This window comes from Dyadobacter sp. 32, assembly GCF_902506755.1.
Taxonomy (GTDB): Bacteria; Bacteroidota; Bacteroidia; order Cytophagales; family Spirosomataceae; genus Dyadobacter.
In genome coordinates, this window is sequence record NZ_LR735258.1 from 4,186,664 (window position 1) to 4,211,240 (window position 24,577).

The 24,577-nt window shown below is 46.0% G+C and carries 19 protein-coding genes; 6 read left to right on the top strand and 13 right to left on the bottom strand.

The annotated features are described in order from the left end of the window. Nucleotides 1-29 precede the first annotated feature (29 nt). The 6 genes from DYADSP32_RS16910 to DYADSP32_RS16935 all read right to left on the bottom strand — a co-directional run bounded on the left by DYADSP32_RS16910 (nt 30) and on the right by DYADSP32_RS16935 (nt 4,700). Nucleotides 30-1,025, bottom strand: a complete 996-nt coding sequence (locus DYADSP32_RS16910; RefSeq protein ID WP_149241644.1) for a beta-ketoacyl-ACP synthase III — start codon at nt 1,023-1,025, stop codon at nt 30-32. A gap of 93 nt (nt 1,026-1,118) precedes the next feature. After that, nucleotides 1,119-2,057, bottom strand: a complete 939-nt coding sequence (gene plsX, locus DYADSP32_RS16915) for a phosphate acyltransferase PlsX (protein ID WP_149241643.1) — start codon at nt 2,055-2,057, stop codon at nt 1,119-1,121. A 131-nt stretch (nt 2,058-2,188) separates the two neighbouring features. Beyond that, the gene (gene rpmF, locus DYADSP32_RS16920) at nt 2,189-2,383 is read right to left on the bottom strand and encodes a 50S ribosomal protein L32 (RefSeq protein WP_149241642.1); all 195 of its coding nucleotides are present in this window, start codon (nt 2,381-2,383) and stop codon (nt 2,189-2,191) included. 57 nt (nt 2,384-2,440) lie between these two features. Beyond that, nucleotides 2,441-2,989, bottom strand: a complete 549-nt coding sequence (locus tag DYADSP32_RS16925) for a YceD family protein (protein ID WP_414617856.1) — start codon at nt 2,987-2,989, stop codon at nt 2,441-2,443. 280 nt (nt 2,990-3,269) lie between these two features. Further along, nucleotides 3,270-3,902: a NeuD/PglB/VioB family sugar acetyltransferase gene (locus DYADSP32_RS16930; RefSeq protein ID WP_149241641.1), complete on the bottom strand. Its 633-nt coding sequence runs from the start codon at nt 3,900-3,902 to the stop codon at nt 3,270-3,272. Between the two features lie 150 nt (nt 3,903-4,052). Continuing rightward, entirely contained in the window at nt 4,053-4,700 is a 648-nt protein-coding gene (locus tag DYADSP32_RS16935; RefSeq protein WP_149241640.1) for a hypothetical protein, read from the bottom strand. 108 nt (nt 4,701-4,808) lie between these two features. Between DYADSP32_RS16935 and DYADSP32_RS16940 the strand changes: the two genes are divergently transcribed. After that, nucleotides 4,809-6,323: a M61 family metallopeptidase gene (locus DYADSP32_RS16940; protein ID WP_149241639.1), complete on the top strand. Its 1,515-nt coding sequence runs from the start codon at nt 4,809-4,811 to the stop codon at nt 6,321-6,323. 19 nt (nt 6,324-6,342) lie between these two features. Here DYADSP32_RS16940 and DYADSP32_RS16945 read toward each other — a convergent pair whose 3' ends face one another. After that, nucleotides 6,343-7,257, bottom strand: a complete 915-nt coding sequence (locus DYADSP32_RS16945) for a TIGR01777 family oxidoreductase (RefSeq protein ID WP_149241638.1) — start codon at nt 7,255-7,257, stop codon at nt 6,343-6,345. Nucleotides 7,258-7,401: 144 nt separating this feature from the next. After that, on the bottom strand, nt 7,402-8,199 hold the full coding sequence (locus DYADSP32_RS16950) for a lysophospholipid acyltransferase family protein (RefSeq protein ID WP_149241637.1): 798 nt from the start codon (nt 8,197-8,199) through the stop codon (nt 7,402-7,404). Between the two features lie 221 nt (nt 8,200-8,420). Here DYADSP32_RS16950 and DYADSP32_RS16955 point away from each other — a divergent pair, with 221 nt between their 5' ends. Continuing rightward, on the top strand, nt 8,421-9,896 hold the full coding sequence (locus DYADSP32_RS16955; protein ID WP_149241636.1) for a M48 family metalloprotease: 1,476 nt from the start codon (nt 8,421-8,423) through the stop codon (nt 9,894-9,896). A gap of 261 nt (nt 9,897-10,157) precedes the next feature. Continuing rightward, nucleotides 10,158-10,562 (top strand): hypothetical protein, encoded by a 405-nt coding sequence (locus DYADSP32_RS16960; RefSeq protein WP_149241635.1) that lies wholly within the window; start codon nt 10,158-10,160, stop codon nt 10,560-10,562. A gap of 291 nt (nt 10,563-10,853) precedes the next feature. Here DYADSP32_RS16960 and DYADSP32_RS16965 read toward each other — a convergent pair whose 3' ends face one another. Next, entirely contained in the window at nt 10,854-12,026 is a 1,173-nt protein-coding gene (locus DYADSP32_RS16965) for an AIR synthase related protein (RefSeq protein WP_149241634.1), read from the bottom strand. Nucleotides 12,027-12,304: 278 nt separating this feature from the next. On the opposite strand from DYADSP32_RS16965, the gene DYADSP32_RS16970 reads away from it, so the two are divergent. From DYADSP32_RS16970 to DYADSP32_RS16980, 3 genes are all read left to right on the top strand, one after another. Beyond that, nucleotides 12,305-12,811, top strand: a complete 507-nt coding sequence (locus DYADSP32_RS16970) for a C40 family peptidase (RefSeq protein ID WP_149241633.1) — start codon at nt 12,305-12,307, stop codon at nt 12,809-12,811. Between the two features lie 321 nt (nt 12,812-13,132). Continuing rightward, nucleotides 13,133-14,464 carry an argininosuccinate lyase gene (argH, locus tag DYADSP32_RS16975; RefSeq protein WP_149241632.1) on the top strand — a complete coding sequence of 444 codons (1,332 nt, stop codon included), beginning with the start codon at nt 13,133-13,135 and terminating at the stop codon, nt 14,462-14,464. Between the two features lie 348 nt (nt 14,465-14,812). Then, nucleotides 14,813-16,387 carry an FG-GAP repeat domain-containing protein gene (locus DYADSP32_RS16980; RefSeq protein WP_149241631.1) on the top strand — a complete coding sequence of 525 codons (1,575 nt, stop codon included), beginning with the start codon at nt 14,813-14,815 and terminating at the stop codon, nt 16,385-16,387. A 410-nt stretch (nt 16,388-16,797) separates the two neighbouring features. Here the strand turns inward: DYADSP32_RS16980 and DYADSP32_RS16985 are convergent, their stop codons facing one another. From DYADSP32_RS16985 to DYADSP32_RS17000, 4 genes are all read right to left on the bottom strand, one after another. Continuing rightward, a complete protein-coding gene (locus tag DYADSP32_RS16985) occupies nt 16,798-18,387 on the bottom strand; it encodes a SusD/RagB family nutrient-binding outer membrane lipoprotein (protein ID WP_414617857.1) in 1,590 nt (529 codons plus the stop codon). 20 nt (nt 18,388-18,407) lie between these two features. Continuing rightward, nucleotides 18,408-21,734, bottom strand: coding sequence for a SusC/RagA family TonB-linked outer membrane protein (locus tag DYADSP32_RS16990; RefSeq protein WP_149241629.1), 3,327 nt, complete (start codon nt 21,732-21,734; stop codon nt 18,408-18,410). A gap of 348 nt (nt 21,735-22,082) precedes the next feature. Next, nucleotides 22,083-23,426 carry a Gfo/Idh/MocA family protein gene (locus DYADSP32_RS16995; protein ID WP_149244802.1) on the bottom strand — a complete coding sequence of 448 codons (1,344 nt, stop codon included), beginning with the start codon at nt 23,424-23,426 and terminating at the stop codon, nt 22,083-22,085. A 34-nt stretch (nt 23,427-23,460) separates the two neighbouring features. After that, nucleotides 23,461-24,402, bottom strand: coding sequence for a formylglycine-generating enzyme family protein (locus DYADSP32_RS17000; RefSeq protein ID WP_414618168.1), 942 nt, complete (start codon nt 24,400-24,402; stop codon nt 23,461-23,463). Nucleotides 24,403-24,577 lie beyond the last annotated feature (175 nt).

A 24,577-nucleotide genomic window follows, 5' to 3' on the forward strand; every position in this document is an offset into this window, starting at 1 on the left:
AATTTATTCTTCTTCATTCAGAGGCCTGCTTATTCCCCTATTGCCCATTTTAAATAGAGTGCGCCCCAGGTAAATCCTCCCCCAAACGCCGCAAGAACCAGGTTATCCCCCTTTTTTAACTGAGATTCATAATCCCACAGGCAAAGGGGTATGGTAGCGGAAGTGGTGTTACCGTACTTCTGAATATTCACCATCACCTTATCCATACCTACGCCCATCCGGTTAGCGGTTGCTTCAATAATCCGCCGGTTGGCCTGATGCGGAACAAGCCATGCCACGTCAGATCCGGTAAGATTATTTTGCTTCATAATTTCAGCGGAGACGTCGGCCATATTGGTCACCGCAAACTTAAATACCTGTGAACCATCCTGGTACACATGATGCCATCCTTTGTCGACAGTTTCATGTGTGGGCGGGTATCGGCTCCCTCCTCCTTTTTGATTCAGATAAGGATAACCGGATCCATCGGAACGGATGATAGAATCTACGATTCCGTAGCCATCCGTATTGGGCTCCAGCAATACTGCTCCCGCCCCGTCACCAAACAAAATGCATGTTTTACGGTCGGTATAGTCTACGATGGCCGACATTTTGTCCGCTCCTACAACGATCACTTTTTTATACTTTCCTGTCTCGATAAACTGAGATCCCAGCGTAAGCGCATACACAAAACCGGAACAGGCAGCCTGAATATCAAAACTTCCGACATTTTTGATTCCAACCATGTCACAAATGAGGTTGGCTGTACACGGAAAAATAAAATCGGGAGTAGTGGTAGCGCAAATTACCAGGTCGATCTCGCTCGGAGAGGTATTCGTTTTAGCCAGCAGGCCTTTTACGGCTTCGGCGCCCATATGCGAACTTCCAAGCCCCTCACCTTTTAGGATACGCCGTTCTTTGATACCCGTTCGGCTAACGATCCATTCGTCGTTTGTCGCAACCATCGTTTCCAGTTCGGCATTTGTAAGAATGTAATCAGGCACATACCCTTGTATCCCTGTTATGGAGGCTCTAATTTGGGTCATGGTTTATTTTAATGCAATCAAAATCCGGGTGAATTTTGGTAAAATATAATAGCGCTTCTAGTCATTTACAATGTAATTCTTGGCACGCAAAGGTTAATTCAATGCCTGGGCAATATGTAAGTATGCCTTGGACTTAACCTGCTTGTAAGCCCATCCAATCATATTTTTTATGGCAACGGGGGATGAAATCCCGTGTGCAATCATCACATTCCCGTTCACGCCGATAATAGGACTACCGCCAATGGATTCGTAATTTGTCTGATCCAGAAAATCGTCCTGAATGCCTCTTTTCTTCGCGATCTCATACAGCGATTCGCCGAGTTTAAACAAAACATTGCCCGTGAAACCGTCTGTAACGATGACATCGGCCTTGTTATTAAAGAGATCCTTCCCTTCAATATTTCCTATAAAGTTGATTTTTTTGTTTTGCTTCAGGAGCGGATACGTGGCCTGTGCAGTCAATGAGCCCTTTTGCTCTTCCTCTCCGATGTTCATCAGGGCTACACGCGGCTGGTTGATTTGGAATGTGTATTGCGCAAACAGAGAACCAATCTCTCCAAACTGAGCGAGCACCTCAGGTTTGCAGTCGGCGTTGGCGCCGATATCGAGCATGATCGAATGACCGCCGCCCACCTGTGGCACAAAACCGGCGATCGCGGGCCGTATAATGCCCTCTATGGCTTTGATACTGAACAATGCACCGACATTCATAGCTCCGGTATTGCCGGCGCTACAAAATATATCTATTTCCTTTTCCTTTAAAAGCTTAAAGCCGATAGCGATGCTTGAATTTGGCTTTTGAGATAATGCTTTTGTGGGGTGCTCTCCCATCTCAATGACATCCTCAGCATGTATTATGTCAATATTGACCGGCGTAAAATTATTTTGACTGAATATATTCAAAATAACGCTCTCCCTGCCAATTAACACAATTCTTGCTTCTGAGGGTAGTTCTGAAGCAGCTTGAATTACCCCTTCAACAATTGCTTGTGGAGCTAAATCTCCGCCCATTGCATCTACCGCAATTTTCATTTACACGCTGTTATTTATACTAATAAGTGAGAACTCAAAGGTGTAAATTTAGCAGTTGTGCCTTAGTAAAAAAGAATTTCGCAACAACTTTTATGGTGTTGCTGCGAAATAGATACTTTCTCTAAGATAAATTAAACCGTTTTGGTGTAATTTTCTACTACCACTTTACCCCTGTAAACCAGATTTCCCTCGTGAACGTGTGCACGGTGCAATTGATGGATCTCTCCGGTTGAAGAGTCAACTCCTAATTGCTTGCCAGTCAGGAAGTCGTGCGCTCTGCGTGTATCGCGACGGGTTTTGGAGATTTTCCGCTTGGGATGTGCCATGATGCTTTATGTTCTGTATGTTAATATTCGATTTTGTACTTATATAAATTTTTCTTGTTACTGCTCCTTCAACTTTTTCAATGCCGCCCATCGCGGATCAGCCATTTCCTGATCATCCTCGGTGAGGTCATCCTGTGTTAGAGAAGAATAAACGAGAGTGCCTTCTTCATCATCCAGCATTTCCTCTTCTTCCTTTGCCCGCAGGTCGGGATGTATTTTTTTGACCGGTAACGAAAGCGCTATGAACTCAAACACGTACCGCGCTATATTAATCCGGTTGGTATTTCTGCTGATAATTTCAATTTCGTCAGTCAGCTCTTCATTGTGATCGCCAAACTTCAGAATCAAGCGCTCATCCGACACGATTGGTTCTTCAAAGGGCTCAAGACTACGATCACAAATGAGTTCCACACGACCTTCAGTATGAAAATTCAACTGAAGCATGGTGGCAGACTTATCCAGTACCACGTGCGTTTTAAAGCTTCCACGTTCGATCAAATCCTGTTCAAGCTCTTCAAAAAACGCATCTCCCGACTCCATATCATAGTCATACCGTTTGTCTTCCAAACCGTAAATGTCTATGTTGTATTTACTTAGCTCTTTCACTTTTTCTGTCAAAAGGACTGCAAAGGTAGCGTGTTTTCAGGTTAATAAAAAAAGAATGAGGGAATTTTATTAATATTCCGAAAGGGAAAGGTCTTTTTGTACTTCTTCATTCAAAGGAGAGACATCTCGAATTCTCGGTCTAAAGCAGAAATAACTCCGCATGGAGCCACTTCTGCCTTGATTTAAAGTCATCGGCTCGCTTATATTTCAAAACAAACCTTCGGTAATGCTAGCAAAATTAGCTGTTATGCCTTGTTTAGCGGTGCAATGAACCCTCTCATTAAATCTTCTTAGCTGGATTTCCGAAAAAGGTAGCTTTCGCTGGTACATTCTCAATCACCACGGAACCTGCCCCGATGCGGGCGTTTTTCCCGATCTCAATTCCGGCAACGATAACCGCCCCTGAGCCAATGTAAGCACCATCCCCGATTTGCACCCGGTCGTTGATCAATGCTCCCGTTCCCACGGTAACGTAATCGCCCACCTGCACAGAAGTATCCAGCACCGCAGCCGCCTGTATGATACAGTGACTGCCCACCGTTGACCGGGGCCCGATTGTAACCCTTGCCGAGATCAGATTACCATGACCGAGGGCCGACATTTCAGAAACCACTGCTGAATCATGAATGGCATTGACGGGCATCGCCTTTTTTTCATCATTGAGCATCTGTACCAGTCTTTCCCGCACCGTCCTTTCGCCAATGGCCACAAATACTTCACATTTTTCGCCAACAATATTCAGAAAACCGGCATCATCCGTACTTCCCAATACACTTACTTCACCATATTCCTTACCATGAAGCTCGGCGCGATCGTCCAAAAGACCATAAACCAGCACCTGATTTCGTCTGAAAATATCCAGCGCCTGAACACCCAGGTCGCCTGCACCAAAAATTAAAACCGGGTTTTCCATAATCTTGTATAATTAAGTATCAGCGCTAAAAGTAAACCAGCTGAAAAAAATTTATATCAACGTAAAAGCCCCCAAAAAACGTTCGGGGGCAGATTGTATTCATAACATTGAACAGGTAGGAAATCGTTCTTCGATTACCCAGGGCCAATGTTACAGGAATGTTACCCTGAATACAAAGGGACTGCTATAAGGAGACAGGTTCTGGCCGCTATATTGATCGATCTGATTGTTATAGCTCAAATTATAAAGCACCGTAAAATGAACGCCTTTAACCAGCTTATTACCTATCGGCTGGGAATAAGAAGCACCGATTAACGGCGACGCAAGCCACTGTCTTTTCTGATACGAGCCTTCCACATTCATACCTTCAATTTCCCCAATGAGGTTCACCATCGGAAAAACCGAGTACATGAGAAAGCCCCGGCCTCCGTAATAGGCTGTGCTGATCGAATAATAACGCGACCTGAAATACATCAGTGTGGCACCAACACCTCCCACCAGCTTTTCGGTCAATTCGTAGCCGACCATGGGCGATAAATTCACATTGGTGACCGACCCAAAACTCAAGCCAAAACTTCCTCCCGCCCGCAAACGGTCTACAAATGGCTGTTGTTTGAAATCAACCTCCTTCCGTTTTTCAGCCATTTTCTTATCTTCAACCGGTGGCAATTCCTTTTGCTCCGTATTTCCTTTATTCAGCGAATCGGGTCGGTAATATTCGTCATTCTGGGCATAGACAATCGAGCTGGAGCCAAAAATGAGTATAAATAAATAGGATACGAGGGCTTTTCTTTTCATTTTAAGTGGATTATTTTAATATTGTTGCTATAACGTAAAATTCCTGTCTTTTTGTTTATTCTCTGTCCGGGACATTTTAGCACCATTTGATTCCCTACTTGACCTCTTATGCATTATCAAATTTCCGTTACGGATCCCGAATCTCATTTCCTGAACATTACTTACACCATACCGGACATTGATCAATTGTTTATTGAAGTCCAGCTTCCAGCCTGGCGTCCCGGGCGATACGAAATACAAAATTTCGCCAAAAATATTCAATTTATTGAAGCCATCTCTACAAATGGCCACAAACTACCCATCAGAAAGCTGACCAAAGACCGCTGGAGAATTGAAACAGAAGGAGAAAAAACGGTTCAGATACGCTATAATTTTTACGCAGCCATACAAAATGCAGGGAGTAGCTATGTCGATGAGGAACTCTGGTACCTCAATTTTATAAACTTCTGCATGTACACCGAGGGCCGAATCAATGATCCCTGCACTGTCAAACTGGACTTGCCGGAAGGCTACGAAATAGCCTGCGGATTGCCACGGCTGGTAAGGATTAGTAATAACATTCCTCTCGCATACGTGAATGAACTGGAGGCTGCTGATTTTTATCAGCTGGTAGACAGCCCGCTTCTTGCTTCGACTCTGCTGCAAAAATGCGACTACTATGTAGGAGGGGTGTACTTTTGTATTTGGATGCATGGAAACCTCAACCCCAACTGGGAAAGAATCAAAAGGGATTTCCAACGATTTTCCGCAGAGCAGATTGCTACCATGAGAGAGTTCCCCGAGCGGAATTACTTTTTCCTGAATCTCATTCTCCCCACAGCATTTTACCATGGTGTGGAGCACCGGAACTCGACCATGATTGTATTAGGCCCCGACGATGAAGGGGAAGGACTCTATACCGATCTGCTGGGTGTAAGTTCCCATGAGCTTTTCCACGCGTGGAATATCATCCGCATTCGCCCTATAGAACTGCTTCCCTATGATTTCACCAAAGAGAATTATTTCGACACCTGCTTCGTGGCCGAAGGCTGCACCACCTACTACGGCGATTTGTTTCTCAAGCGTGCGGGCATTTTTAACGAAGAAGCTTATCTCAAGGAGCTTCAGGTATATATGAAGCGGCATTTTGAAAACAATGGAAAGGCTCACCAGTCTTTGACCCAATCCTCCTTTGACCTCTGGCTCGATGGCTATGAAAAGGGAATTCCGGATCGAAAAGTATCCGTTTATCATAAGGGTGCACTCGTTGCGCTGATACTGGACTTGTTTATCCGTAAAAAAACAAACCACGAAAGTTCCCTGGATAAGGTTATGCGCAGGCTCTGGCAACGTTTTGGCAAGCCGTTTATCGGGTACAATCTTCGCGATTATCAGGATATTGCCGAAGAAGTGGCAGGCGAATCGCTCGACTGGTATTGGAAAGATTGCATTTTGACCAACGGACCGCTGGAATTCCGCCTCAACGAAGCCCTAGAATTTGTTGGACTAAAGATGTCGGTTTTTAGCAACGGTAGCATTCAGCTTAATGTAATGGATGATTTGCGGGCAAAGGTTCAACGCGACAAATGGTTGAAAACGGTTCAGGAAACCAGGGAAGGCGAAGAAAATGACGAGGAACTATAAGGCCCAGCCATGTCCGTGTTCATTTATGGAGAATGTCCTTTAAGGCTCCATCCAGTTCCGGAAATTGATAGATAAAATCGGTTTCATTGGCAATGCGCCCATTCACCACGTAACTGCTTCCCAGCACCACGTTGGCCATTTCACCAAACACAAGCCGAAGGGCAAATGCAGGCACATTGGGTAGCCACAACGGCCGGCCGAGCACCTGGCAAATCTGACTGGTAAATTCCTTATTCCTGACGGGGTTTGCCGTAACCGCATTGTAGGGGCCTTCCCACTTTTCATTTTCTATGGCGGTAATGTACATGTTGCAGATGTCATCAATATGTATCCAGGACATCCATTGTTTACCCGAACCCAAGGCTGCACCAAGCCCCAGTCGGGCAGGTTGTGCCAACTTTTCCAATGCTCCCCCTGTTTCGGTCAGGACAATTCCGGTACGCAGCTTTACAGTGCGCACGCCCAACTGTGCAATGGCATCCGCGGCGTTTTCCCAGGCTACCGTCACTTCGGAAAGAAAATCCTTACCAGCCGGAGATTGTTCCACATGGTGCCGCTCCCCCGTATCCTCACCATAATAGCTACTGCCTGATGCCGACACAAACGACTTTAAACGCACCCCAGCTTCTTTTATTTTGGCTGCAATTAAAGCTATACTTTTGGTTCGGCTTTCCACAATGACTTTCTTCCTTTCGGCAGTCCAGTTCTTATCTGCCACGCCTGCACCGGCCAGATGAATGAGGTGCGATACGTTCTCTACGGCTCCATCTTCCACATATTCCTTTTCAACGTCCCACTGATACACCTTCACACCATCCATGTGTTCCCGTTTTCGGCTGAGTATGGCCACTTCATATCCTTTAAGGAGCAATAAGGCCGTCAATCGCTTGCCTATTGTGCCTGTCCCACCTGTTATCAAAACTTTTTCTGCCATCTATTGAGGTCCGGATATATAAATCACTTAATTCTTTGCGGTTTCACTGGCCGATAAGCCATCCCACGCAGGTGCTACCCAGTGAGGTTCATGCAATAATCATACCCCGATTTCTGAAAGGAAAATGTCAGAATAGGAGAACACTTACATTACCGGAGGTTCCTGTTCAATCGCCACAGTTACCCGCGTAATCATATCCTCAATGGACTCATCCGGTAAAAACTGCATCGGCTCCTTAAAATGGACGGTAAGCCGGGTATTTCTTTTTTTAAATCGAAGCCCCTTCTTGTCAAATGCACGCCGAAAACCATTGATCACCACGGGAATTACAATGGGCTGATGCTCTTTGATCAGATGCGCGGTTCCTTTTCGTATAGGGGCGTAGGGCTTGGTGGTTCCTTGTGGAAAGCTCACCACCCATCCGTGTTTCAATCCCATCCCTATCTTGTCCTGAGCGGTGTTATCCAGCTGTCGTTTTACATTCTCCCCGTTGGCCCGCCAGGACCGGTCGATGGTAATTGCTCCGCCCATGCTGAACAGTTTTGGCAATATACCACCTTCTTTCATCGTTTCGGCAGCGGCAACATAATAACAACGGGCCCTGGGTGAAAACAGGTAAAAAGGTGGCGAGATCGTATCTTTATAACCCCACTTGGTGGCGCAAAAAATATGATAAAATGCAATTACGTCAGCGAAATAGGTTTGATGATTGGATAAAAACAGCACACCGTTGTCGGGAAGGTTTACCAGCTGGTCACTGCCCTTAATCTGTATCTTATTTACAGCTGTATAACGATAGTAGGTAAACCAGCCAATGACAAAAATAAAAAAACGTTTGATTACCAACAGATTACCAAACGGATCCTTCTCGAAAAGACCAAGAAAATCCAATGGTATCAGCCATTTGGGCAGGGCACTAAATGTAGTTTTATCCGAATTCATTTTTAAATGTAAAAAATCCTGCGTCTGTTTTATTGTAAATGTTGTCGTCAGTGTTACTTTTTTACTAATTCTTCGTAATTTATAGATTTGGAAGGGTAAATTACCAAAGATTTTATTCACACTACCCTTTCAATCAGATAGTCAAATTGGCATGATTATTTACATGAAAACCTGTTAAGTTGAACCAACCCACTGACAAACAAAACCCAGTATAATTTTTTATGAAAATTAAATTTCAAATTTACCTTCTGTGTTGTCTTTTCACCACCTCCATGCTGGCCGGCTGTTCCCGAAACCCTGTTACCGGAAAAAAGGAACTTGTCTTTATGTCCCAGGAAAAGGAAATAGCACTTGGGGCCGAATCGCACCCGTCTGTTGTAGCAACCATGGGCCTGTACGACGATAAGAAGGTTCAGTCATTCATCAGTGAAAAGGGAATGGCCATGGCTAAAATTTCACACCGTCCCGACCTGCCCTATCAGTTTTTCGTGGTAGACTCTCCGGTTGTGAACGCATTCGCAGTACCTGGTGGCTACGTATACTTCACAAGGGGAATTATGGCACATTTCAACAATGAAGCTGAATTCGCCGGTGTTTTAGGCCATGAAATCGGACACGTAACGGCGCGTCACTCGGCCAGGCAGCAAACCACACAAATTCTGGGTCAAGTAGGGCTGATGGCCGGTATGGTGCTCTCCCCGCAGATCAGAAGCATGGGCGATCAGGCTGCCCAAAGTTTGCAACTTTTGTTTCTCAGCTACAGCCGGGACCATGAAACAGAGTCGGATAAAATCGGGGTGGACTACTCCAGCAAGATTGGTTATGATGCACGGGAGATGGCTGATTTTTTTGGTACACTTAAGAAACTTAGTGGAAAAAGTGGACAGGCGATTCCAACTTTTCAATCCACCCACCCGGATCCGGGCGATCGTATGAAAAAGGTAGGCGAGCTTGCCGTAGCCTATCAGCAAAAAAATCCGGCCGAGTATGCTGTCAACCGGGACCAGTATCTCAAAAGAATAGATGGCATTATCTATGGTGAGGATCCCAAACAGGGCTTTGTTGAAAAAAATGTGTTTTACCATCCCGAACTGAAATTCCAGTTTCCGGTGCCCAAAGACTGGCAGTATGAAAACAGCCCTATCCAGTTCCAGATGGCTGCCAAAGATGGAAAATCGATGATGCTGTTCACCATGGCCGAAGGAAAAACCCTGGATGAAGCGGCTGCCGCGGTAATCAAAAATTACAGCTTACAGGTTAGTGAAAATAACAAAACCACCATCAATGGAAATCCTGCGATTGTTTTGATCTCGAAACAGGTCCCACAGGCGCAGGAAGGCCAGAAGGCTCCCGCACAAACCGCCGAAAACACAACCCAGGTAGCTTCCTGGCTTATCCAGTACGGAGGGAATATTTACGCTATCCATGGTGTTTCGCCGGTCGCAACTTTCTCCGGAAATTTAGGACAGTTCAGGTCTGTGGCCGAAGGATTCCGCGCGGTGAATGACCCGGCTATCCTGAACCGGCAACCGGAACGTATCCGCATTAAGAGTGTTCAGCGCAACGCCACACTGCGGGACGCCCTTAAAGACAATGGCCAGGCCGACAACCGTTTGGATGAGCTGGCAATTATCAATGGCATGGAGTTAAATGCATCCGTGACCAAGGGAATGCTGATTAAAACCATTGGAAAATAATTCTCGCTTACGCAAATTGTATCGTCGTCAGGAATTGTCGTACGAGGTCAGGGATGGTCACCCATAGCTGACAACTGCTTTCCATTCCCATACAGCATAGGTTCATAGATCACCGGAAAGCCTTCTTTTCAAAAAAGGGAGGCTTTCTGGCGATTATCCAACGCAGATTTCACTTTGAAATTTTTCGGGATTATCGGCCCTGTGTATACTTTACTGCCCCCGCATCGTTATAGCATCCGATTTCAAACAAAAACATGATCCATGAAAAGATTATCGATCCTTTACATTGCAGTGCCATTCATGCTGCTTACCGGCTGTGCTACTACAAATACCCCCACCTCATCAAAAAACAATGAGCGCTATGAAGAACCCGTTGTCAACAGTAAACTGAATAACAAACGGCTGGAAAAAAATCTGGATAAATTTTCGCAGGAGCTTGCCCTTACCAAACGGCAACAGAAAGAGCTGAAACGAATCGACAAGCGTTACAACAGAAAAGAGCGCAAATTATCCCGGCGGGACGAAACAAAAAAACGCGACCTCCGCCAATTGGCATCCGAAAAGAGAGAAGAAATTCTTTATGTTCTCACTCCTGAACAGCAACAAAAGCTGGAAGCCCTGGTAAAGAAAGGCCGGTTCAGTTTTGATAACTGGTTCGGCAAGTAAAAAAGGAAGGTAGGTCTGTGGTTCAAAACAAAAGCTGCGGATATGCTTGTTTTGAACCACTCTGTGCGGGCCACCCTGTGCGGGCCACCCTGTGCGGGCCACCCTGTGCGGGCCACCCTATGCGGGCCACCCTAGGCGGGCCACAATCGAACACCGAAGGCGGTCTAATTTTTCTTAGGTGAACTTAGGTAGCTAAGGTGGTTCAAAAAAATACTCGCACAAAAGTGAAGTTGAACGCTAATTCCTTGAACCGCCTGGCCGCCCGGCTCTAACTTCACGTAATTACCATTTTCAACTATACAAAAACGTCCCAAATTCGCTTTCAATGGTTAATTTTTTGACTTCAGAAGACTCCACGCGGCCAACGATCTGAGCCGGAATCCCAAAAGATTCGGAAATCTCAATGATACGGTCCGCGTGTTCGGGTGCTATGTAAATCTCCAGCCTGTGCCCCATGTTAAACACCTTATACATTTCCTGCCAACTCGTAGCGCTTTCCTCCTGAATTAGCCTAAACAGCGGCGGAACCGGCAGCAAGTTATTTTTAATGATATGCAGGTTACCGATAAAATGCAGAATTTTGGTTTGAGCGCCGCCACTGCAATGCACCATACCATGTATTTCGGTACGCAACTCATCCAGTATGGCTTTCGCTACCGGGGCATAGGTGCGGGTGGGCGATAGTATAAGCTGCCCTACGTTCAAATCAGTACCTTCAACCGGATCTGTAAGCCTTTTGGAGCCACTGTAGATCAAATCTGAATTTACCTCGGGATCGTAGCTCTCCGTATATTTGGACGCCAGGTATTTGCCCAGTACATCATGTCGTGCAGAGGTGAGCCCATTGCTTCCCATACCACCGTTGTATGCCGTTTCGTAAGTGGCTTGTCCATACGATGCCAGTCCCACAATCACGTCTCCTGCCCGGATATTGGCATTGTCCACCACCTCCGACCGCTTCATCCTGGCAATGACTGTACTATTGACGGTCACCGTTCTGACCAGATCTCCCACATCCGCTGTTTCGCCACCGGTACTGTAAATTTCGACCCCATAGCTTCTAAGCATTTCCAGAACCTCTTCGGCACCATTGATCACTTCGGCAATTACCTCACCGGGAATCCGGTTTTTGTTCCTGTCAATCGTTGACGAATAGAGCATCGGCCCTGTTGCGCCGACACAAAGCAGATCATCCGTATTCATCACAATGGCATCCTGCGCAATGCCCTTCCAAACTGAAATATCACCTGTTTCTTTCCAATACAGATAGGCAAGTGATGTTTTGGTACCTGCTCCATCCGCATGCATGATCGTGCAATATTCGGGGTCTCCTGCCAAATTATCAGGAACGATTTTACAAAAAGCCTTGGGAAAAATCCCCTTATCAATTTTCTCAATGGCTTTGTGCACATCCTCTTTGGACGCCGAGACACCACGTTGCAGGTAACGGTCTGTTTGATTCATACTGATTGGTTTTCCTGTATTCAAAGCACAAAAGTATGAAAATTAGGGTGGTATGCCCCGAAAAATTGCTTTCAAAAATCTGTTAAAGTGATGGTTTAACAAAATGAAGGTTTACCAAATAGAGTCAACAGGTTATGAAAAAGCTGAAAAATGACTCTGGCAGAAAATAAGATAAATGTCAAAACTTAACTAGCTTTACTTTTCAAAGGTGAGCCAAGAAAAGACAATATTTTCTCCTGTTAGGGAGTTTTTAAAATTCCGAATCAAACTTATCCTGCATGATTGTTAAGTTAAAACGTGTTGTGGCCTTGATGTTGTTGGTAATGTGTGCCGTCTCCTTTCAATCAGCCCATGCACAGTCAAAAGTCAAGAAAAAGCTTGAAGCCGATACACTCAATACCATTGAATCGCTTATTTCTTTTGCTACAAAACACCTGAATACACCCTATCGCTCCGGAGGCTCCACCAAGAAAGGATTTGATTGCTCAGGTTTCGTAAGGTACTGTTTCAACAAATGGGACATATCCCTGCCACATTCCAGTGAGGCCCAGGCTAAACACGGCGCCACCATCGATCTTCCCTCGGCAAAACCCGGCGATCTGATTTTTTTTAAAGGAAACAGTACCAAAACCGCACGTATCGGGCATGTCGGAATCATTACGGAAGTGACCCCTTCCTATGTCCGCTTTATCCATTCGGCCTGGCAAGGTGGGATCCGTTACGATCTGCTCAGCGCCAGCTATTATCAAAAACGTTTTGTAGCCGTTCGCAGGATGATCGAATAACGCCTACCATCCTGACAACCTCACAACTCCAGCATACAGCCGGATTCCATTTACTTCGTTTTACCCTACCTTTCCGAGGGATAAAAGCCCAAACTCTGGCTTTAAAAATTCCATTCCTGCCAAAACCTGATTAGTTTTGCTCCTGTTGTGCTATGCGCTGATAGAAACACTCAATATGCTGTCTTTCCCGTATGGAAACGAGCGCATTTTTTGTGAATCCGGACTAAACCTTGTCCGATCGTCCATGCACTTAAATTATTCAAAAAGGCTCACCGGTCGACACAAATCAGTGATGTCCGGAAAACAAACCCGCGAAGAATTTTGAAACTCTGGCAAAAAGAAAATACGGTAACTTCCGAAAAAATAGAACGCTTCACAGTGGGGCGAGACCGGGAAATGGATCTCAACCTGGCCGAATTTGACGTCCTTGGCAATCTGGCCCATGCCATCATGCTTGAATCCATTGGCTTGCTCACCCGGAGTGAACTTGATGCGCTGTCCATAGAACTTAAGTTGATCCACAAGCAAATACAAAGCGGCGACTTCGTCATAGAGGATGGTGTCGAAGACGTTCACTCACAAGTAGAGCTCATGCTGACCCGTAAACTCGGTGATACAGGCAAGAAGATTCACAGCGGCCGTTCACGCAACGATCAGGTGCTTGTGGATATGAAGCTTTACACACGTGATCAGCTTTTCAAAGTGGTACTGGCTACCAACAGGTTGTTTGACATTCTTATCAAACGATCAGAAGAGCATAAGAATGATCTGCTCCCTGGTTACACACACCTGCAGATTGCCATGCCGTCCTCATTTGGTTTATGGTTTGGTGCTTATGCCGAAGGTTTGATCGATGATGTGATCCAGCTGAATGCCGCATTCCGTCTTGCCAACCGGAATCCCTTGGGTTCAGGCGCGGGGTATGGATCCTCTTTCCCGCTAAACAGGACCATGACAACGGAATTGCTCGGGTTCGAAGGCATGCATCACAATGTCGTTTACGCACAAATGAGTCGCGGGCGTACCGAACAGGCGGCACTAACCGCCATCTCTTCACTCGCTGCAACGGTATCCCGCCTGGCTATGGATGTTTGCCTGTACAACAGTCAGAATTTCAGCTTCATTGTACTGCCCGATGACCTCACCACCGGGAGCAGCATCATGCCGCACAAGAAGAACCCCGACGTAGCAGAACTGCTGAGAGCCAAAACCAACAGGATGAAGGCACTGCCCATGGAAATCACCATGGTGCTGAGCAACCTGCCTTCGGGATATCACCGGGATATGCAGCTGTTGAAAGAGATATTGATGCCCGCATTTGACGAAATACTCGATTGCCTGGACATTGCAACCTTTATGCTTGAAAACCTGAAAGTGAAGCAAAATCTGCTGGACGACGCTAAATATGATCTGCTGTTCAGCGTCGAACGCGTTAACGAACTGGTGATCAATGGCGTGCCCTTCCGCGATGCATATCGCCAGGTAGGTGCCGAGATCGCAGATGGAACTTACAAAGCCCCCAGAGAATTAAATCACACACACGAGGGCAGCATCGGGAATCTTCAGAACGATTTGCTCCGTAAACGAATGGATGAAGAAATAGGCCGGTTTGGTTTCGAGGGGATTACAGAGGCTTTGAGTAAACTATTGTAACAAGGGTAGAGACTTTTTTGACATCATATTTTTTACTCAGCCGTAAGATCAAGCCAAATTATCAATACTTAGCGCAAAAAGCCAGCATCAAGACAGCTGTCGAACTGAAGGAACGGTTGATTTCCCATTGTGAAAATTTAGACATGAATGAACAGGGACGTGATGTATCCCAAACTCCTCTTCAATCCCAATGACGTTCGGCGGGTGACTTTGTTTACGGAGATTATTAAACAGGCAGATTTGTAGGCAATTATGGTCGGACCAACTTCCATGTCCTGATTCGTTTTTGCGTTATATTACTTTGCCTTTTATGCCAGATTGTCCAATACGCAGCAAATGATCATTCCAATGCCGTATCTCAAAACCAGCTTGGTTTTACTCCTCAGTACCTGGATTACCCTGTTCTCTTTGAATAGTGAATTAGCGTTTCACGCAACGCCTTCCGAACAGTCCACAGGTCAATTCTTACGCTCCGACTCCGCTCAATTAGGAAGACGGCTAGCCCTCGTGCATTGCTCAGGCTGCCACCTTTTCCCCGAGCCGTCCTTGCTTGACAAGAAAACATGGGTAGGCAGTGTATTGCCAAACATGGCTCTACGGCTCGGAATCAGACTCTCAGGCCTGGATCCTTATGTTGGCCAACCTGCGGGTGAAGAGGCCTTGATGCGGCAACTGAATGTATATCCTGAATCGCCTCTGATTGCCAACGAACAATGGGCTCAAATTGTAAAATATTATGAAAGTGAGGCGCCTGAAGAGCCCCTTCCTCAGAAAAATACCATTTCGATTTCTGATAGCCTTCCTCAGTTCAAAGCAGATTATCATACTGTTGGCGACAAGCAGGCTCCTAAAACCACACTTTTGAAATTTGATAAAAATACCTCACAGCTCTATGTGGGCGACGATCAGAATGCACTTTATGTCCTGGACAACACATTTCAATTAAAGGATACCTGGTGGATCGACACCGCACCCACCGACATTGACTTCCCAAAAAACGCACCACCCCGATTACTTACAATTGGTATTTTCAGCCCTTCTGAACAAAAGCAGGGCAGGCTGATGTCTCTGAACAAATCAGCCGAAAATAGCGCTGCAAACGTGAATATCCAGCATCTGCCGCGGCCTGTACAGTTTACGGCGGGTGATCTGAACATGGATGGCAAGGAAGACGTTGTGATTGCAGGCTTTGGGAATAACTCCGGAAAACTGTTTTGGTACAACGGATTTGACCCTGCCAGGGAGCATATCCTTAAGGCTTTACCCGGTGCACGAAAAACAGAGATCAGAGATTTCAACCGCGACAAAAAGCCCGACATCATTGCCTTGATGGCACAGGCAAGAGAACAAATCTCCCTCTTCTACAACCTGGGCAATGGCAAATTCAAAGAAAAAGTACTGCTACAGTTCCCACCTTCCTACGGTATGAGCTATTTCGAACTGGTCGACTTCAATAAGGATGGTTTTCAGGATATACTGGCGACCAACGGAGACAACTGGGATTACTCTGCCATTGCCAAAAACTATCACGGAGTGAGGCTCTACCTGAACGATGGCAAGGACAACTTCCGGGAGGCGTGGTTTTACCCGCTTCATGGCGCAAGCAAAGCTGTGGCAAGGGATTTTGACCATGATGGAGACGTGGACATAGCGGCGATTTCCTTTTACTCTGACCTGGCCAACCCGCAACATTCATTTATCTATCTGTCCAATGAGGGGAAAATGAATTTTAAAGCCTACGCTACCCCAGCAGCTGCTTCGGGAAAATGGCTTACCATGGAGGCCGCCGATTACGATGGCGACGGGGACGTTGATATCATACTCGGTTCATACTTTCACACCATGGGAGAAATGAGCCGGTTAATCTTCCGGGGAATTCTCTCCTTCCCACAGTTGCTGGTTCTAACAAACAATAAAAAATAGATCCCGTACTTTTGCCAGTTCCCTTTTGCACTTTCCGAGTCTGAACCCAAATTGAGCATTGTATAACCCTTCACATGGAGTCAGGAATACTTCACACTCAGGTTTAACTTCCGACGATCCCTCCAATTTTTGATTCCAAACTGTTTGCAGCATTACATCAAAATAATAGACTTATTAACAATATCCAATTGTGTCTGGTCTATCTATCCCTAAATCGCTAACCGATTTCAAGGAAATATCTTTTCCCACTAAGATCCATTTGTTGTGAAACTTCTGCCTCCAAACGAATAACCTCATCCGCTGAACATACGATAACCATTACCACAAAAAAGAGGCAAACCAAACGGCCTGCCTCTTTAATCTATCATTAACTAAATCAAAAAACTAAAACTTCACTGCAAAATAAATGACTACTTCACATCCCAGAATAACCTGGTCGTCAGTTTATCCTTATCCGCTACCAATTTATAGTTCGCATTGTTGTACGTGATTTCATTGTTAGGATAATTCCAACGTACCGGAGGCAGCGTCTGGTTGTTGCTCGCATCCGTCACAAAATTGAAGGTAGGAAGATCCAGTCTTCTGATTTCTGCCCAGTTTTCGTACGGCTGCAGAATATTGAAGTGGATCCACTTTTGATTCGCGATCAAGGCCAGTTTGGCAGCACTTGTTGTGGCTTTGGCCCATGCTATACCATCCGCAGCCGTGTAAGCCGTAATCTGAGCGTCTGTTGCAGCGGTCGGGATTGGCACACCCGTTGCGTTACTCAAAGCTAAAATACCATTATAGAACTTTACCGACTGATTGATCGATGCTTCATAAGCCGTTTTGGCCATCGCATCATTGCCGGTACGCAGGTAGTACTCCGCCTTAATCAAGCTTACCTGAGCAGCATTGAAAATGGTGCCGAACAGAAACTTGTTACGGCTAATGGTGAAACGATTATAGATCGAGATCAGACCGTTGTTGGTTTGAAGCGTCTGCTCCGTATTCGCACCCATAGGATCAATACCGTTAAACTTGCCGGATGCATTTTGTCCTGGCTCAAACAGCACTGGCAAACGGGGATCCATATTGGTATTCATGTGATCGATCATTTTCTTGCCGGCTGTATTGGCATACCAGTTAGCACCTTCCAGACCGCCCTCGAAATCATTATTATTGATCCCGGTACTCACGTTAAAAATGTCGATCTGGATATTCTGATCATTTGATTCCACGATTGGATACGTAGTTGCATTTCCCAAAATCTCCGCCATTTCGGTATTAGCGCGTGACGTGAAAGCTGATGCACCAGATACACGGTTCAACATTCTCAGTCGCAAGGAGTTTGTGTAACGCTTCCATTTCATCAGGTCACCCTTGTTGACATAATCTTGTGTTGTAAAGGATTTCTGATAACCGGCATTCAGCGTAATGGTGTTGAGCTCGGTCGACATCGCTTTCAACTCATCAAGCATTTTGGTATAAAGTGCCTGTGAATCATCAAATGGTGCAGCTGAAGCATCGTAATCGCCTCCATTGGCACTCAGCATACCTGCCTGAAGCAAAGGTATATCTCCGAATAAATCGATTACTCTCTGCGTATAATCATACAGATAAACGGTAGCTGTCAACAGGAATACCCGTTTCTCCTTCTGCTCATCCGCAGAAGCAGCAGCATATACTCTTTGAAGTTCCCGATACTGGGCCAATACGCTATAGTAGTTGAACCAAACGCTTTCCACACCCGAAGAACCTGGCACGTATTGTCCCTGATCATTTGGCCAGCCTACCACCTGGGTGTATCTGAAAATACTGGTACGCAAGGCCACGAAATAATTCCAGTATTTGGGTATAATATAATCATTAGCCGCACCCAGGAAACCGGTATACTGCTTTTCAATGGTTGTTTGGGACACTTTCGCCGGATCAGCATAGCGCTCGGTAAATTCGGATTCCTTACAGGAAACCGCAACCAGCAAAAGTCCGGATAATAAAAATAATGATATCTTTTTCATTTTCATCTTCAATTTTAGAATTAGAAACTAGCTCTCAGCATCACACCCATCGTACGGAACGATGGATTTGCTCCGGCGTTGTTGATGTTATTAACCCAGTTGGAACCCGATACGGTTTGTTCCGCATCCAGATCCTTGATGGTTCTGTAAATGAAGAACAGGTTACGTCCAAACACAGACACGGAGACATTTTGTGATCCCAACTTGGAAGCAAGACGAGCAGGAAGACGATAAGCCAGAGAAAGTTCTCTCATTTTGATGAAGCTGTTTTTCTTCACAAACAACTCATAACGGGCATTACCGTACTGAGGTCCCCCCCAGTTGTAAGTGGCATTGTAATAAGTAGCCTGGCTCACCACGTTGGTATTTGTCTCGCCACTGGCAAGCACCCCCTCCATCAACATACCATCGTTGTACACAGGACGTCCGTCTGGTGCAGAGGCAGTACCTGTCAGCTGAACACCCTTGCCATTTGCATCACGATAGTATCTCAAACCACCGCGCTCCGCATCCATTGCAGTCAAGCTTTCCTCGGTAAGACCCCTGGAAGTAAGCCAGTTGATACCAGTTGGCATGATGTGACCACCAAAACGGAAGTCAGTAACCGCCTCCAGGGTAAATCCTTTGTACGCGAAACTGTTGATCAATCCACCGGTAACTTTAGGCATTGCGTTTCCAACCTTGATCCAGTTTACACCATCCAGTTGATAAAGACCGTTCGGGCCCACTACTTTTTCGCCATTCGCGCTTTTCAGAATGCCGTGTGCGTAAATATCACCCATTGGCTGCCCAACTACTGATCTAATCTGCGCTGCATTGCCATCAAAATCCGCGTGAAGCAACTCTGTAGATCCGTTGGCCAGTTTCTCAACCTTATTGCTGTTTTTGGATAGGTTCAAAACGACATCCCAGTTCAAATCATCCGCTCCGGTACCTTTGATTGGCGAGTAATTCAATCCCAATTCCACACCCTGGTTACGCAGGGTACCAATGTTGGCAAGAATAGATCGACCTCCCGTTGTGGATGCAATCGTCAATGGAAGAATCTGATCCACAATCTGCGCATTGTAATAAGAAAGATCTATACCAAAACGGTTGTTGAAAATCTTGGTTTCCAAACCGAATTCAAATTCACGTTTTTGCTCTGGGCGAATTTTATCGTTACCAACCTGGTCACTAATATTGGTATAAAGTACAGAAGTTCCTCCGGTTTGCTGAACGGCGTACGAGCCCTGGTTGAAAGACACGTTGGCCCTGTAAATGCCGGGATAGTTACCCACAATACCCCAGGATCCGCGCAGCTTACCGTAGCTAAGGAAAGCGGGCAGGCTAAATGCATCTGTGAAAACAAAACTTGCATTCACCGACGGATAGAAGAACGCATTGTTACCGGGAGCCAATCTTGAGGTACGGTCACGTCTGCCGGTAGCTTCTACAAAGAACATATTTTTGTAATCAAAATTCACAGTTCCGATGTATGCATCCCGTAGTTCTCTTTCGCGACTGCTACTTGCGTTAAGATTGTTTACAGACGCCGCAAGATCGTAAAAGTTCTCAGTACTTAATCCACCGTTGGTGCTTACACCACTCAAGGTATTAAGCGTTTTCGTGGCCGTGTACCCAGCCATTGCCGCAACCGTGATATCGGAGTTGATGGCTTTGGAATATTTCAAAAGGGCATCTCCATACACGCTGTTGTACAAGTTGTTGTTCATACCGAAACCTCCAGAATACCCGAATGCGAGCGGAATTGAACTGCGTGATTTGCTTTCCATACGCTCAGAAGTAAAATCAGTTCCCAACCGCCCACGTAGACTGAGGTCTTTGGTGATCTCCCAGTTTTGGGTCAGGGCTGCTATGATACGATCTGAATATTCGTCATACTTATTCTCACGGGTATTCCACATGTAATCGGCAATATCCCCTTTAAATCCGTTACGAATGATGTTTTCATTCGGTGTAAGGCTTTGACCGGTTCCGGTAACATATCTATAACCCAGGCTTGTCTTGTAAGTAGCTTCATACCAGTCCGCGGATTCAAAACGGTTCATCATCCCGGAGAAGTTGTTGATCATACGATCCACCTTGAATGGACGGTTGTGGGTATGCTGGTTGATATAGTTTACCAAAATATCGGTTTTCAATTTTTTGCTCAGGTTGAAGCTCGCATTCAGGTTCGCAATGTTTTTGCTGTTCTTGGCTTCATAGCTGATCATGCCATTGTCCTGGCGCGTAAAAGAGAAACGCAACGTGGAGTTGTCGCCTACTTTCGAAACCGCCAGGTTGATGTTCGAACTGGATGCATTCTGAAACAAATCAGCGTAGCTATTGCCTGATGGAGAATAAGGTCTGATCTTTCCGTCAAAAGCCATTACAGGTTGACCGTCAAATTTCGGGCCGTAGTTTACCGTTGCACTAAGCAAGCCTCTTGTATCGCCTACACCGTCTCCATTGGTATCATACGAAATAAAACCTTCTGCGTTCTGGCCACCATTGGCATAGTTGAGCATGTAACCAGGACCTCTTACATCCTGATAACGTGGTAGATAGGCAATCCTATCCGCACTATAGCTGGCGGTGAAATCTACACCAAAACCTTTTTTACCTTTTCCGGTTTTGGTGGTTACCAAAACAACCCCGTTTACCGCCTCAGAACCGTAAAGTGCAGCCGCAGATGCACCTTTCAGAATCGAGATATTTTCAATATCCGCTGGGTTCAGGTCCAAAAGGCCGTTACCGCGGATACGCTGGTCACCCCAGTAGTCACCATTGTTAAACGAGCCATTACGAATGGGAATACCATCCATGACGATCAATGGTTGCGTGTTACCGGTAATGGAAGCAAAACCCCGGATGTTGATGGCTACCCCACTGGTGGCTCCACCGGGTGTTGTGCTGATGGTCACACCAGGTGCCTTTCCGTACAACGCGTTAGCGAAGTTGGGGGAGGCCGTTTTGACAAGCGCCTCGCTACCCACCACCGCAGTGGCATAACCAAGTGCCCGTTGCTCTCTACCAATACCAAGAGCTGTTACCACAACCTCCTGCAGTTGAGATGCATCCTCAACCATGGCCAGGTCTATCACCGAACGCCCGCCAACCAGTACCTCCTGGCTTTTGTATCCGATAAAAGAAAAAACCAGAGCGCTGCCGTTTGCAGCCGAAATGCTGTACTTCCCACTGGCGTCTGTCGAAGTACCGTTTGTGGACCCTTTCACAAGTACGGATACTCCGGGCAGCGGCTGTCCATCCGGACTGCTCGTAACTGTTCCGGTGATCGTTTGTGCGAACACAGGACTGCCGATCATCATGAACATGACAATAAGCTTTAGTAAACTTTTTCCCATTGCTTCTTAAAGATTAAAAATGATTTGGATAAAATGGTTGTAACACAAACAGGTATCAAAAGATAACACAATATTAATAAATTTTTTTAATAATGGTAATACCTAATTAAAAAAAAGTATATAAATGTTCAAATCAGGTGACTTCCTATAAAAGCAACCACTAATATTTTTCTTCTTTCGAACAACCCCAACGATTATTGGATTCCTTATGCATCGATCTTGCTGGCATTAATGCAGTTAATTATTAATGATTACCCGCCAACGGGACTTGGAGTTGTGTTAACGTGCCCCCCACCACAAAAAAAAGGCCCGAAACCGGGCCTTCTATATGCAAATACTTTATGAATCTTAGATCACCACCGTCTTACCTGGCACGGCAACCGGATACAGGCCGTCTGGTCCGGGAAGTATTTTGGGGGAAGCATCCCACGCCAGCTTATCCGGAAAGAGGTTGATGTTGGAGTTAAGCGCCTCATCCCATTTAATCATTTTACCGGAATAGGTCGCCATGCGCCCCATAATGGCCGTCATGGTACTTTTTGCTCCATTTTCGGCATCTGCGAATTTGTATTCACCCTTTGCGACGGCCGCAAACAGCTCGTCATGCTCCACCTGATAGGGGTCTTTATCTCCCTTGTCATCATGCTGGTAAATAACGCCCCCTTTGTAGTCTTTCAGAACAGTTCTTTTACGTTCGAAACTATCGATACGGCCCTTGGTACCTACAAATGCTTCGTCGACTTTGTTCCAGGTACCTTCGAATTGACGGCACTGGCTCGAAATGGTAGTTCCGTCGGCATATACCAGATCAAGGGTGTGGTGATCGAAAATTTCTCCGTATGCCTTGCCTGTCCGTACGGCACGTCCACCGGTACCCTGTATCTGCACCGGGTATCCGCCTTTCACCCAGTTGGCCACATCAATGTTATGCACATGCTGCTCAGAAATGTGATCCCCGCAGAGCCAGTTGAAATAATACCAGTTTCTCATCTGGTACTCCATTTCGGTCTGGTTGGCCTGGCGCTCCTTCATCCATGGACTGCTACCTACCCAATACACCTGCCCCCCCACGATGTCGCCAATGGCACCGTCCTGGATGCGTTTAATTGCTGCCAGGTAATTTGCCTGGTAGTGACGCTGCAATCCCACCACCACGTTCAGCTTTTTTCTTTTGGCTTCCTCAGCTACTTCCAATACTTTACGGATACCCGGAGCATCTGTTGCCACCGGTTTTTCCATAAAAATCTGCTTGTTGTTTTTAACAGCCTCCTCAAAATGCCAGGGGCGAAAACCAGGAGGTGTGGCCAGAATGACCACATCCACATCCTTCAAAGCAATCGCTTTTTTGTACGCATCAAAACCGACGAATTTTCTATCATCCGGAACCTTCACTTTCGTCAGGGCGTCAACCGGCGCTCCTGCGGCATTCTTATATTTTTTAGAGATCAGATTGCTATAGGTCTGGTCAAGCCGATCTTTAAACGCATCGGCCATCGCAACGATCTGAACATTCTGGCTGGTACTTAGCGCCTGGGCCGCGGCACCGCCTCCCCTTCCACCACAACCGATCAGGGCAACCCGGATGGTGTCATCCACAGCGCTATTGTATCCGTAGCTTTGGATCGGGTTCAAAAGAGCGCCCCCCGCCAAAAGGCTGGATGCTTTGAGAAAATCACGTCTGTTTTGTTCCATCATATCAATGTTAAGAGTTTATATAGTTCCTCAATTAATAGTCTTCAATCAGCTTTGGGTTATAATATGCCTCAATTTCCTCCTTAGACGGCACTTTAACCGGCCTCACCAAACGAAATCCAACAAACGATGCACTGGTCATCCACCATTCACTTTTAGGCAACTGGGGATCCAGAATTTTCCATTCCGGCTTGGATGCGGTACGTGCCGCGGACCTCAGATCCACCGGCTCGTCGTCCCAGGATCCGCCTCTTACCGCAGTAGGATACAGTTCCGTAACGGGGGCATAGGCCTCACCAGCAGGTTTTTTCCCATAATAATCAGGGATATATTGATCCAGCGTCCATTCCATCACATTGCCGTGCATGTCGAACAAGCCCCAGGCATTGGGCTTTTTCTGACCAATCTTTTTATAGGCCGCATCGCTGTTGTTGCGGTACCATGCATAGTCGCCGATTTTGGCTGCATCATTTCCAAAAGAGTAGGCTGTTTTTGACCCTGCGCGGCAGGCATACTCCCATTCTGCCTCGGTGGGCAGCCGGTAAAACACCCCTGTTTTATCATAAAGCCATTTGCAAAAATGTATGGCTGCATACTGCGTCATATTGATCGCAGGGTAACCGGCTCTTCCCATACCAAACGACATATCTACATAAGGAGGACTTGGACGCGTACTGGCATCCGTTTTGGTTACGCTTTTTTCGGGATCTGGGTGGCGTAGTGCCATTTCCTTTTCCATATTTTTGAAAGCATACAAATCGTAGATATCCCATATCACCTCATATTTTCCCATCCAGAACGGCTCAATTTTAACCTTGTGCTGAGGTCCTTCATCCGGTTTACGACCTTTTTCGGCAGCCGGACTGCCCATCAGAAATTCGCCGCCGGGGATGGCGACCATGTCATAGACCTGCGAACTGCCGCCTATTTTTTGTGTGTAACTTTTAAATTCGCCGTTTTGGGCAGCGACATGCATTGAAAACAGAAACGTGGAGCTTAGGAAAATTAACTTTTTGTACATACTGAAATTGTGATCGATGAAACCATCCAACTAAATATAAAGAGCAATATTATGCTATTTACCCAACCAAAACGAATTTTTTCCAAGTTCTTTAATATCTGTCCTACCTTTGTATTAATAGAATACTAAA